Source organism: Rhizobium sp. P2_G2, from assembly GCF_056403555.1.
In genome coordinates, this window is record NZ_JBFUFF010000147.1 from 1 (window position 1) to 12118 (window position 12118).

The following is a 12118-nucleotide window of genomic DNA, read 5'->3' on the forward strand; positions in this document are numbered from 1 at the left end:
AAGCGGATCGTGCCGCACCAGCCGTCGGCCAGGAGAGCGGCTTGCGCTCCCCTGATCGTGACGACGGCGGATTTCGGGCCGTGATCGTCGGGCTGTGGTCCGGCCGTCGCTTCGAAAGTGCAGATGCGTCCGGCTGCCTCCCGCTCCAGCAGCCGGAGCAGGGCTGCAAGAGCGATGCGGCATTCGACCGGACCGTTGCCGGAGGTCAGGAACAGCGTCATTTCATCCATGGCGCATCCTCCGGATCGTCGAGCGGTCCCGGTCCTTTGAACGCTCGCGTTCGATCCGGTCGGGCTGCACGCTCTTATAAGTCACCAGCGGCTTCATCGTCGCCAGCGGCTGCACCAAACCGAATGAGGCAAGGTCGGCAACCACCTTGCCGGCGTCCTTATAGGCACTCGCCGCCTCCTCGATCAGCAAGGCGCGATCGTCGCAGATGGCAACGCCGCCCCATTCATTGTTACCCAGTGCTTCCCGTTCGGAGCGGGTTGCACCGACGCGACCATGCATGGCCTTGCGGTCATATTTCCGGCCGGCGCCATGCGAGATGCCCCAATGGGCTTCTTCCGCCGCAGGCAGGACCTTGACCAGATGGCTGAGCGTGGCGCGTGAGCCGGCGATCGGCGCGATTGCACCGGTGCTGACGGCGGCCGCACCCTTATAGTGCACGACGCCTTCATCGGTGAGCCGCACGAGATTGTGCGGCACATCGGCGACCAGGCTGATATCGGCGCGCAGGGCGCCTGCCGCCCGTTCGGCAATCATCTGCCGGTTGACGGAGGCCCAATCGACCGCGGCGTTGTGGCTGAGCAGCCAGTCGACGGCCGCCTCGGTGCCGATCTCGATGCCCTCGGCGAGCGAACCATTCTCCTCGATCGTTTCCCGGAAGACATGAGCGCCGAGTGCGCGCGAGCCGGAATGGACCAGCAGATAGAGCCGCTGGCGATCGACCAGGCCTTCGGCGTTGTCGTCGACCACATCGGCAATCGCCTGCACCTCGCAGAAATGATTGCCGCCACCGATCGTGCCGAGCGAACCGGCGAAGAAATCGCCCGGCATGCCCTGTGCCTCCAGCCGGTCGGCCTGGCCAGTCAGTTCGACATCCTCAAGTTTGCGCAACTGCTCTGCCGCCTTGTCGATCCTGAATTTGCGCAGTGGCAGATCAAGCTCGAAGAAGGACATGCCGCAGCCGATATCGTTGCCGATCAGCTGCGGATAGAGACGATGCGCCAGCGCCGTCATGCCGACGGGACCGTATTTGCCCGGATGCAGATCGGGATAGCCGGCAAGCGACACCATGTCGGGCAGGGCCGCGACATCGTTCAATTGCTCGGTTGCCGCGCCTTCGATCCAGCTTGCGGCGGTGAAGAAATGGCGGATGGCAGCCTTGCGCATGCCATCGCCGGGGACGGAATCCCCAAAAATATTGCCCATGATAAGAAATCCAGAACAGGTCAATCAGCCGGCTCTCAGGCCGGCAGGATAGGTCCGCTCAGCGCGTCGACGCTGATCAGCCGTTAAGCCCGGTGGGGCGTATGGAAATGGACTGTGTCATTTTCCGCTCCCGTTCTGGAATTGAACTGCGCCCGAAATGGACCTTTCGGCACCGGAGTTCAAGCGCTAATTTTGATGAATGGCGATGCAATCAGCGACTGTTGCGTCGTGGACACGCTCTTTCGGAGGTCCGAGCCGAAAATAAAATCCCGGGCGTATGAAGCGCCCGGGATGAGGTATACCGACTTGGCCGATCAGGTCAGAATTCCGTCCACTGCTGCTGCAGCTGGTTGAGCGCCGCATTGCCGCGCGAGACCGGCATGGCGCGGGGGGCTGCAACCGGCGCTTTGCTAACCGGTGTCGGGGCAGGGCGGCGGGCTGCTGCGCGATCTGCAGAGGCCGCCGCCTCGCCGGTGCGGAAGGCCGCGAGCAGTTCGCCCAGACGGGCGCTTTCCTCGGCAAGGCCGGCGCCGGCGGCGTTCATCTGTTCCACCATGGCGGCGTTCTGCTGAGTTGCCTGGTCCATATGGTTGACGGCGCTGTTGATTTCGCCGAGCCCCATCGACTGTTCCTGGGCGGCGATGGCGATCGCGTCCATATGCTGGTTGATCTGCTGGACGAGCTCGGCGATGGCCGAGAGGCCGGCGCCGGTGTCGCTGACGAGGCGCACGCCTTCGCTGACAGCGATCTCCGAATTGCCGATCAGAGCCTTGATCTCCTTGGCGGCTTTGGCGGAGCGCTGGGCCAGTTCGCGCACTTCCTGGGCGACGACGGCAAAGCCCTTGCCGGCTTCACCGGCGCGGGCCGCTTCGACACCAGCGTTGAGTGCCAAGAGATTGGTCTGGAAGGCGATCTCGTCGATGACGCCGATGATCTGGCTGATTTGCTTCGACGAATGCTCGATCTTGCCCATGGCGTCGACGGCGTCGCTGACCACCTTGCCCGAGCTTTCGGCCTGGCTGCGTGTGCCGCGGACGAGATCGCGGGCCTCGCCGGCGCGCATGGACGTCGACTTGACATTGGCCGTGACCTGTTCCAGCGCCGCCGCAGTTTCCTCCAGCGAGGCTGCCTGCTGTTCGGTCCGCTTGGAGAGGTTGTCGGAGGCGCTGGAAATCTCGGCGCTGCCGGTGCGGACCTGGGCGGCCGTCTGGCCGACGCCGCGCATGGCGTCACGCAACTGCCGCACCGAGGTGTTGAAGTCGTGGCGCAGGTCTTCGAACTGGGCGCCGAACTCGGTATTGATTTCGCATTGCAGGTCGCCGGCGGCGAGGCTGCGGAGGCCGTTGGCGAGAACGCCGGTGGCCTGGGTGAGGCGGGCCTCGGTATCGGCTTCGGCGCGGCGCTGCACGTCGATGCGTTCGCGCTCGGAGGCGGTGCGGGTGGTTTCGGCTTCAGCTTCCAGCGCCTTATTGTGGATGGCGGCCTTCTGGAAGACTTCCACAGACCGGGCCATTTCGCCGATTTCGTCCTTGCGACCGGCGCCATCGACCTTGATGTCGAGGTCGCCGCCGGCAAGGGCATGCATGTTGCGGGTCAGCGTGCCGATCGGGCGCGCCACGCGCAGCATGATGACGAAGATGCCGGCAATGCTGAGAGCGGCGGCAACGAGGAAGATCGCGAGATAGCCGAGCATGGCGCTGAATGCCTGCTGTTGGCGGGCATCGGCTTCATCCACCATGCCATCAGCGGCGCTGGATGCGACGTTGGCGATGAACAGCAATGCTGCATTGCCAACCGGGCGCCACTGGTCGATCGGTTCCGGGGACTTTGCACCTGCGGCCAGCTTCTGCAGCAGTGCGGCGCGGTGCGGCGCATAGTCGCCGCCAAAATAGCCCGTAGCAGCAGCCTGATAGGCATCCTTGACGTTCTGCGGTGTATCCTGATGATCGRCCAGCACGCCGACGGCCTTCCAGAGGGCTGCCACGGTATTGTCGCTTGCAGCAATCTTCTCCAGGTCTGCGGCCGTCATTTTCTGGCCCGAGGCCAGCGTGGTGTTGATCGCCAGGTTGGCGGCGCCGGCGGTGGCGCGCGACGTCCAGGCGAGGGCGCGGACTTCGATCATCGCGGTCATAGCCGGGTCGCGCAGACGAATCTGCCCTTCCGTCGCCGTCGAGCCTGCTTCCAACGCGGTCAGCAGTTGCTGGCCGAGCGTGAGGCACTTGTCCTGAAGGCCTTTGTCGCGATCGGCAAGTTTCTGTTTCAGGGCATTGTCGATGTCGCTGCGGAACGCGATAACCTGATCGAAGACGTTCATCAGGTCGGCAATCGGTGCTTTCAGATCGGAATTGTCGATCGTCGCATAGACGGACTTCGCTTCGGCCATTGCTTGGTCGACAAGGCCGCGATCCTTTTTCAGCGAGTCGAGTGTTGCATCAAGCGTGCCGAGTTCCATGGTGACGGCGGATGCGCCGTCACCGCGCTCGTTGCGAAATTTTGCGAGCGTTTTGAACAGTGCGCGGTCTAGCTGGGTCAACTGGGAGACTTCAGTGAACACCTTGTGGCGACTATAGGCATCCAAAGCTGCGGATGCGGTGAGAACGCAGATCGCTGCGCTCAGGATCAGGAACAGCCCGATCAGCGTATTGCGAATGGAGAGAGTCACGTCGGCCCCTATGTCGTTGTCCAGCGGATGAGCGTGCCCCACACCCCATTCGCCGATCCGAAAAAAATTATGACGGCCAGCTGAGACCGCCATCTCTCTTCCGCGTTGCTGCATTGCGTTGCGGCATTGCTGCAATGGTTGCGGAGTGGCCGAGGATAGGCAGCTGTTTGTTGAAACAGAATTAATAGAGACCCGTGAAAATCCGTAAAATATACTGATATTTCCTGGGAAAACGATCAAATATGACGCTTCTTTGAGGTGTTCGGCTCGGAATTGAAGCTTAAGATTGTGTAATTTTAATTGTTTCTAATCTGAAAACCGGTCTTGCTCTGGGTAAAACCGCAGCCTTCATAAAACCGATGGACCGTCGGATCGGCCCGGCCGGTCAGCAGCATCACCTTGTAGCAGCCGGCATCGAAGGCCAAACCGATCGCCTTGCGAATGACGGCCCGGCCGTGGCCGTTCTGCCGGTGGTCGGGATGTGTCACCACGTTTTCAACCAACGCGTAGGGAGCGCCGCCGCGCGTCAGGTTGGGGACGATGATGAGAGTGCAGGTCGCGACCACGATTTCACCGGCCTGGACACAGAGGATCGTCATGCCGGGCTGAGCAAGCATAGCGCGCAGCCTGTCCTCCGCCGCAGCCCGCGAAAGCGGCGGGTCGGCGGGATTGAGGTGACGGTAGAGAAGGAGAAGCGCATCGAGATCGTCGAGGCGCGCGGCACGGATGTCACTTGTCATTGCTTCATTTAAGGGGTGCGGCATGACAGATATGTGACGGCGTCATTCGCTCTTGGAGCCGAACAGCTTTTTCAGCATGTCGGCCATCGGGCCGGAGGTCGGGAGATTGGGCTTGTGGTTGCGTGCCTGGTGCACGTGCGACTGGGCTGCCGGTTTCAGCTTGTCGGCAGCGTCAGGCTTTTTCTTCTGCTCCGGCGCATTACTCGACAGCTTGTTCATGAACTGGCTGGCGTCGCCCTTGAACACCAGGTTGGCATTGAGTGCGATCTCGTCGAGCAGTGGTTCGAGCCAGCTAAGGTCGGCCTTGGAGAAATCTCCGAGCACATGGCTGTGCACCAGTTCCTTGACACCGGGATGGCCGATGCCGAGGCGAACGCGGCGATAGTCGCGGCCGCAATGCGCATCGATGGATTTGAGGCCATTGTGGCCGCCATTGCCGCCGCCGATCTTGACGCGCACCTTGCCCGCGGGCAGGTCGAGCTCATCATGAAAGACAGTGATGTCGGCCGGCGTCAGCTTATAGAAGCGCATGGCGTCGCCAACCGCTTCGCCGGAGAGGTTCATGAAGGTCTGCGGCTTCACCAGCAGCACCTTCTCGCCGTCGATCTCGCCTTCGGAGATCTCGGACTTGAATTTCTTCGACCAGGGACCGAACGGCAGCTTGCGATGGATCGCGTCGACCGCCATGAAGCCGATATTGTGGCGATTGTCCTGGTATTTGCCGCCGGGATTGCCGAGGCCTGCAAAGATGAGCATGACGCTGCCTGTATGTCGTTCGTCTGCCGTTTTTAGGCCGGCAAAACGGCAGAAAGTCAACAGCGATCAGTGATGCAGGTCGAGCTTGTTGAGCTTGCGGTGCAGGGTGGCGCGGCTGATGCCGAGCATCTGTGCCGTCAGCGAGACATTGCCGTTGTTGCGCGACAGCGCCCGCCGCAATGCTGCCCGCTCGGCCTCCAACAGGCCGCGGCCATCCGGTTCCGCATGCTCGCGCAGCAGATCGGCAGCCGGTATGCCGTCGTCGATCATATGGTCGTCGAGTTTCAGCGCCAGCCGCGCGGCGCGGGTGGCGCCGAGCACCATGTCGTCGCGGTCGACGGCGAGCAGGGCCGAGCCGGCATGCGAGACCGAATTGACCATGATGATGCGGGCGCTGCTATAGGCGCGGCGAAAGAGGTTGACCTCGATGCGCGAGGCCGTGTCACGCACGGCCTGCGCCAAGACCGGCATGATCATCTCGGTTGCGTCCTGACGCGCGGTGGAGATGTCGATGGCCGCAATGATCTGGCCCTTATGGTCGCGCACGGGGGCCGTGGCGCAGGAAAGACCGATATTGGCCGAGAGAAAATGCTGATCGCGATAGACGGTGACGATGCGGCCATCGGCAAGCGCGGTACCGATGCCATTGGTGCCGGCGCTCGCCTCGCTCCAGTCATTGCCTGTCCAAAGGCCGAGATCGCGGAAATCCTTGTCTTCGGAAGCGATGCCACGGCGATCCAGTACGACGCCATTGCTGTCGGTAAAGACGAGGCAGCAGCCGGCCTTGCCAACCATGGAAAACAGCCAGTCGAGTTCGCGCGATGCTTCCTCGACGACGTGGCCGGAATGTTCGATCACTTCCTGAAACTCCGCTTCGGTGAGACGGACGGGGCCGCGAACTTCTTCCGGCGAGAGCTTGTGGCGGGTGAGGCAGCGGTGCCAGGAGGCAGTGATCGGCGAACTCGCGCCGGCGGATTTTGCCTGCGCGATCGCGTAGACCAAATCGGAATGCTGATTGGCTGCAGCCATTGGCTCCTCCCAGAGCGCCAGTTCTCCTCATGCAGGGTGAACATTAGCACAACGGGATGAGAAGCCAATTGATCTAGGTCATTCCTTTGGTCGCGCGAGGCGGGGCGCTGTCGCAGATTTGCGACAGAGCCGTAACGTCAGAAGCGAGGCAACGGGCGCCCATTGACGGTGACGGCCGCGGAGCGGTCGATATTGACGTTCCAGACGATCGTGCCATCCGGCTGTTGCTTACCAAGACCCTTAGCCATGAGGACAAAGAAGGATGCCTGGCCGAACTGCGGCACGCTGTTGGCATTGGTTTGCAGGAAGCTCACGGTCTTGTCGAGATCGCGGGCTGTGATGGTGAAATTCGCTTCGCCCTGATCGCGCCGATCGGCGAGATTGAGATCGAGCGATCCTGAGAGAGTAATGTCGTAGAATTGGGATCGGGCATAAGTGTCCTGGAAGTCCACTTTCAGCCCATGCGAAAAGGCCGCGAGCGCGATGTCCCTGCGGCGCTTTGCCTTGTTCTGCAGGCGCTGCGTTCGCACCATAGTCAGGAGGGCTGCCTCAGGATCAAGCCGCCTCAAGGTGAAACCAAATGCCGCCTTGTCAGGCATGGCCTGCTCAATGGCGTGCGGAAAGCGGCCGGGCTTTGCAGTTGGGTGATCGAGGCTCAGATCGACACCGACTGCATAGTCCTGCGGTGTGCCGAAAAACTTCAAATGATGTTCGATGTGGTTCGCGAACAGCTTGATATCTCGAAATGACAGTTCGTCATCATCCCAAGTTGCGTGATCATCGAGATTTTCCAACAAAGAAGGATGGTCCCGAAACGCGACAATCAATTTCACTATTGTGGTGTTTATCGGATCGTCCTTCTGCATGAGAGCGGTCGCGATGCTGGTCACTCCGCCCGCGTCGAAGCCTGCAAACGACGTGAGATCATGAACCGATTTGGCCTGCAGGATATATTCGTCCGGCAGCCCGCGGAATTTGCGCATTTCCCGTGCCGTTTGCGAGGTTATTTCTGCGGAGCCCTGCAGCAGACCTTTTTCGCCATGTGCCACTTTCGCTACCACTTTGTAGTCCTTGATCGAACTTGAACTCAATTGCTCATTGTTCAGGCTATCGCTGTGAATGTCCAAATCCTTGATCAGGAGCTTGGCGGTCGTCGATCGGACGGCTTCGTCGAAAGCGGCAGTCAGGTCGTAGCTACCGCTAAGGTACTGAAAATGTGTGGTCTGCCCAGTCCACAACGTATCGCCGACAACCGACATAGCTTGCCCATGCGCTGCAATGTTCCAGGTTTGGCCCACCGCCTTGTCGAACAGGAAGTCGAGTGGCGTCATTTCCGTGATCTGGAAAACGCTCTTGAATTGCGTCAGGCCCGGCGCGAGGCTGACATGTGCTCGATATCGGTTGCCGCCTTCGGGCGAGATCTGGAGAAGGTCGCGAAGCGTAGCCGGCAGGGCGCTTTTCAGCTGCCGTTCGATGCCAAGCGTGCCATCGACGTTCTTGTCCACTGCGGCTTGCGTGGCAACCGGAATGAGAGCCATAACAACACTGGCGAAATATGCAGAAATCTTCATAAATATGCCCCGGCTGACTTCAGACTGATCACAGTCTGTTCAAAAAACCAGGACGTGGTCAACCATGGCGGGAACAAAAAACGTCGGCGCGAGGCCGGCGTTTCGACACAGCTGCAGGGGCTCATAACTGCCGCGTTTTGTGGCCATTGACCATTAGGGCGCCGGTTTTGTCGGTCTGAATATGCCAAACGAACGCGCCGTCGCTCTGCTGCTTGCCCATGCCTTTTGCCATCAGCACCACGAACGACGCCTGTCCGAACCAGGGCACAGCATTGGCATTGGCCTGGAGAAAGGAAACCGTTTTGTCGAGGTTGTGCGCCGTGACCGTCAAATCGATATCCGGACGCTCGTTCTCGTGTTCGATGCTTTTCACAAATGAGCCGGACAAACTGATGTCATAATATTGCGAATGCACGGAAGTGTCAGACAGATTGATCCGTATCTCGCTGCCCTGGTGCAGCATTTGCGAGATCCAGCCTTTGGACTTCTGATCAGCTTTGAGGCTGCTTGGTTTGAAGATCGGGTCCAACGTATCTTGAATTTTCAAGTCATCGAAGCGCATACCGATATTGACTTCATCCGGCATTGCCAGCTCGACCGGGTGCGGGAAGGCGCCTGGGTGCAAATGCGGCGTTTCTGCCGAGAGGACGATCGACAAGCTCCCTCCCTGCTTATCAAAGGCGAGTTTGGCAGCAACTTTCAATGAATCGGCAGAAACCTCAACGCTATCGTACCTGATCTTCGGTCGGGAAACCTCGGCGTTGTCGACGAAACTGGAGAATGGAAACGGGCTCTGCTTGAGAATGTCGGATATCCGCTGCTGCTGCGTTTGATTCAAGGCCTGAAGCGACAGTGCGCCGCTACCCACGATCACCTTGATGACTTGCTGCGCGATTGCCAGGTCGACGCCCGTCAGGCTTTCGCTTTCGCTCACGGACGCTGCCGAGATTTCGAAATCCTTGCCTCGCACGCTAACACTCGTGTTTCTTTCCCAGAAGTTTTGAGCTGTGGATTCTAGATGGGAATCGACTTTGCCATCCTTTGCGTCGCTGATGGTGTACTTGATATCGTAGTCATCTGCGGACGTATCACAGCTCTCTCGATAGGCCTCGGGGGAAAATTTCCAGTGCTCAGCGTGCAGATTGCCGCTTCGCGGATAGCCTCTGGCTGGATCGTATACGGTGTTTATCTGGTAATTGCCGGCCTTTACGTTGAAATGCGTTTTTTCCGCACCGAGCCCGATATAGCCCATCATAACCATGTCGCCATGTGAAGCGATATCCCAGAGTCCATCGGCGCGCGGCGTGATTGTGCCGGCAATCGGGGCCATCTTGGAAATATGCAACGGCATTTGCGCCGTGTCTGCGAGGTGCCCGATAYCCACTTGGACGTCGAAGTGATTTCCGGCAGGCAAGAGCTTGAGAACAGCGCGCAGCGCTGGCGGCAGGAAATTGGAAAACTTTGACTCGATAGATTTAGCATCTGCTGCGGTCACGTCAGCGGCAAATGCAGGTGCCGACGCGAAGCCGAGGACAACAAAACCTAAATATGCAAAAACCCTCATAAAACACGCCTCTGCCCAGCTTCACACGTCCGCACTCTGTTCAAAAAATCGGGACGCGGTCAACCATGGCGGGAACAAAAAACGCCGGCGCGAGGCCGGCGTTTTCATGAAAAATATAGTAAGCTCAGTGCGGCATTTCGCGGCCGTTGATCGTCACCTTGCCGGCTTTGTCGACCTTGACGTTCCAGGTCATCGAACCGTCGCTTTCCTGCTTGCCGAACCCCTTCATCATCAGCAGGCCGAAGGAGGCCTGGCCGTATTGCGGCACCTTGGCGGCATTGGCCTGCAGGTAGTTGACCGTCTTGTCGAGGTCGCGCGCCTTGATCGTCACGTCGGCTTCGGGCCTGTCGCTGTCGTTGGGGTTGACCAGCATCGTGCCGGTCAGCGACACGTCGTAGACATCAGACTTGGCAAAGACATTGGTGAACTCGATGTGCATGCTGCCATCGGGAAGGATGATCTTGTCGATCGCGGCGGAGTCGGCTGCCGTCAGCGGGTCGTCCTTGGTAAAGTCGGCATGTTCGAGCGCGTAGGAGACGACACCCTCGACGTTAAGGCCGGTGATGGCTACGCCGAAGCTCACTGATTTCGGCACTGCGCCCTCCGTGCCCGGAGGCAGGAGGCCGGCCGGCACGGTCGGGTCATTGGCGCTGAATTCGAAGCCGACGCGCGTGTCAGGCTTGATGCCGTTGAAATCGACCTTGTAGCCGATATCCGCCAGCTTCATCTGCATGTTCTGGGCGCTGATATTGATGTTGTGGAACTTGATGTCCTCGACCAGATTGTCGGTGAAAGGCACGTTGGCCTTAAGCAGCACCTTGAGCTTGGCGCTTTCGTCGGCCGTCAGCGTTTTCGTATTCGCCTTGAACTTGTCGAGCGCGAAGACGATCAGATCGCGCATTGGGGCGAAGCCGATCTTATCGGCCTTGACGTTTCCGTCGAGGCTCTCGGCGGTGATCGAAACCGGACCGGAATTCGGATCCGAGATGATTTCGCTGAAACCCTTGGCGTTCAGGACCGCAGTGAGATCGGCGACGCCGTTGTTGACGTTGTCGGTGTGGGATTCGCCCGTGTAGGAATCGATGCCGACCTGGACATTGCCCGGCCCACTGTCCGATGCGAATTGGAGCTTATTCACAGTGGCCTTCGACGTGCGGAAGAAGCTGAGCTGCGGATCGAAGAGGGATTCGTAAGAATATTTGCCGATCGAATAGGTGAAATTCGACTTCTTGCCTTCGGCGGTGAAGAAGCCGGAAACGTTGAGGTTGTCGTTCGCCTCTACCTTCCAGGTACCATCATCCTGCGGTGTCAGGAACTGCACGAACGGACGTAGCCCGTTGATGGCGAATTCGGTGGGCTTCAGGTTCTTCAGGAAGGGAGCGATATCGACCGAGACCTCATAGCGCTGGGTGCTCGGCGTCACTTTGAGGAAGCCGCTGTCGACAATGTCCTTCGGCAGATAGTAAGTCAGTTTGTCGAAGATCTGCTTGGCGCCGGCTTCCGAAACGTCGGCGGCTCTGGCCTGCATGGGCGAAAAAGCCACGACAATTGCAACGGTTGAATACAGCGCAGCGCGCATGGTAGAACCTCCAAATACCTGTTTTCCCCCGGCACTCTGCCCGCTCGCTTGGAGAGCGTCAATGCCGACTGAAGCTTTAGGATCAAAACTCAATTAGGATAGGTGTTGTGCAGGTTGGATTTTGTTTCTGAGTAGGAGGAAAGGTGCAGGAAATGCCGACCATTTTCAAACCTTTCCGACGCCCGCAGGAACAAAATCCAGCCTGCCCTCCGGGTTGGCCGGGATGGGCCGCCTGATTGCAAACAATGCTCGACAAGACCTCAGGTCTTGCCTTGCGCTTGTTTGCTTCCATTCAATCCCATCCCGGCCAACACAACACCTATCCTAATTGAGTTTTGATCCTAACGTCTGAGCGTGACGGTTATTCGAGAGCGCCTTGCGTTCACCCGACATTTGCTATATGAGCGCCGCCATCCACCGGGACACCCTTGGAGGCACGGTGGAGGTTTGTCGCAAGACAGGCCGGTTTTCGGCGTCAAAACCATGCCGGGGACCCTCCATAACACTAGAAAGGAATAGCCATGAGCCACGTTGCTTACGAGCTCTCGGCCGAGCTGCGCGATCGGGTTGGTAAGGGGTCCTCCCGCGAACTTCGCCGATACGGCCTCGTTCCTGCGGTCATCTATGGTGACAAGCAGGCCCCCATCTCCCTGGCGCTTCCGGTCAAGGAGCTGACGCTCAAGATCCTTGCCGGTGGTTTCATGACGACGGTGGCAACCATCGACTTCGACGGCAAGAAGATCTCCGTCCTGCCGAAGGACTACGAGCTCGACCCGGTCAAGG

8 protein-coding genes and 2 pseudogenes are annotated in these 12118 nt (G+C 59.4%); 1 reads left to right on the plus strand and 9 read right to left on the minus strand.

All coding sequences use genetic code 11. The annotated features are described in order from the left end of the window. From AC1D06_RS39410 to AC1D06_RS39450, 9 genes and pseudogenes are all read right to left on the minus strand, one after another. A pseudogene (locus AC1D06_RS39410) lies at window positions 1-230 on the minus strand (peptide chain release factor H); the annotation flags it as partial. Then, window positions 223-1434: an RNA ligase RtcB family protein gene (locus AC1D06_RS39415; protein WP_477990969.1), complete on the minus strand. Its 1212-nt coding sequence runs from the start codon at window positions 1432-1434 to the stop codon at window positions 223-225. The pseudogene AC1D06_RS39410 and the gene AC1D06_RS39415, both read right to left, overlap by 8 nt. Window positions 1435-1753: 319 nt before the next feature. Beyond that, entirely contained in the window at window positions 1754-4096 is a 2343-nt protein-coding gene (locus tag AC1D06_RS39420) for a methyl-accepting chemotaxis protein (RefSeq protein ID WP_477990976.1), read from the minus strand. A 296-nt stretch (window positions 4097-4392) separates the two neighbouring features. Then, on the minus strand, window positions 4393-4836 hold the full coding sequence (locus AC1D06_RS39425) for a GNAT family N-acetyltransferase (protein ID WP_477990970.1): 444 nt from the start codon (window positions 4834-4836) through the stop codon (window positions 4393-4395). Between the two features lie 42 nt (window positions 4837-4878). Further along, window positions 4879-5592 carry an aminoacyl-tRNA hydrolase gene (pth, locus tag AC1D06_RS39430; protein WP_477990971.1) on the minus strand — a complete coding sequence of 238 codons (714 nt, stop codon included), beginning with the start codon at window positions 5590-5592 and terminating at the stop codon, window positions 4879-4881. Window positions 5593-5658: 66 nt separating this feature from the next. Beyond that, entirely contained in the window at window positions 5659-6621 is a 963-nt protein-coding gene (locus tag AC1D06_RS39435) for a helix-turn-helix domain-containing protein (RefSeq protein ID WP_477990972.1), read from the minus strand. 137 nt (window positions 6622-6758) lie between these two features. Continuing rightward, on the minus strand, window positions 6759-8192 hold the full coding sequence (locus tag AC1D06_RS39440; RefSeq protein WP_477990973.1) for a hypothetical protein: 1434 nt from the start codon (window positions 8190-8192) through the stop codon (window positions 6759-6761). Between the two features lie 121 nt (window positions 8193-8313). Next, window positions 8314-9756 (minus strand): hypothetical protein, encoded by a 1443-nt coding sequence (locus AC1D06_RS39445; RefSeq protein ID WP_477990974.1) that lies wholly within the window; start codon window positions 9754-9756, stop codon window positions 8314-8316. Between the two features lie 124 nt (window positions 9757-9880). Continuing rightward, the gene (locus tag AC1D06_RS39450; RefSeq protein ID WP_477990975.1) at window positions 9881-11335 is read right to left on the minus strand and encodes a hypothetical protein; all 1455 of its coding nucleotides are present in this window, start codon (window positions 11333-11335) and stop codon (window positions 9881-9883) included. A gap of 521 nt (window positions 11336-11856) precedes the next feature. On the opposite strand from AC1D06_RS39450, the pseudogene AC1D06_RS39455 reads away from it, so the two are divergent. After that, window positions 11857-12118, plus strand: a pseudogene (locus AC1D06_RS39455) (50S ribosomal protein L25/general stress protein Ctc); the annotation flags it as partial.

Excerpts from the sequence above, each read along its gene's own strand:
- AC1D06_RS39415 (WP_477990969.1), bottom strand. The coding sequence starts at position 1,434 with ATGGGCAATATTTTTGGGGATTCCGTCCCCGGCGATGGCATGCGCAAG.
- AC1D06_RS39425 (WP_477990970.1), bottom strand. The coding sequence starts at position 4,836 with ATGACAAGTGACATCCGTGCCGCGCGCCTCGACGATCTCGATGCGCTT.
- pth (WP_477990971.1), bottom strand. The coding sequence starts at position 5,592 with ATGCTCATCTTTGCAGGCCTCGGCAATCCCGGCGGCAAATACCAGGAC.
- AC1D06_RS39435 (WP_477990972.1), bottom strand. The coding sequence starts at position 6,621 with ATGGCTGCAGCCAATCAGCATTCCGATTTGGTCTACGCGATCGCGCAG.
- AC1D06_RS39440 (WP_477990973.1), bottom strand. The coding sequence starts at position 8,192 with ATGAAGATTTCTGCATATTTCGCCAGTGTTGTTATGGCTCTCATTCCG.
- AC1D06_RS39450 (WP_477990975.1), bottom strand. The coding sequence starts at position 11,335 with ATGCGCGCTGCGCTGTATTCAACCGTTGCAATTGTCGTGGCTTTTTCG.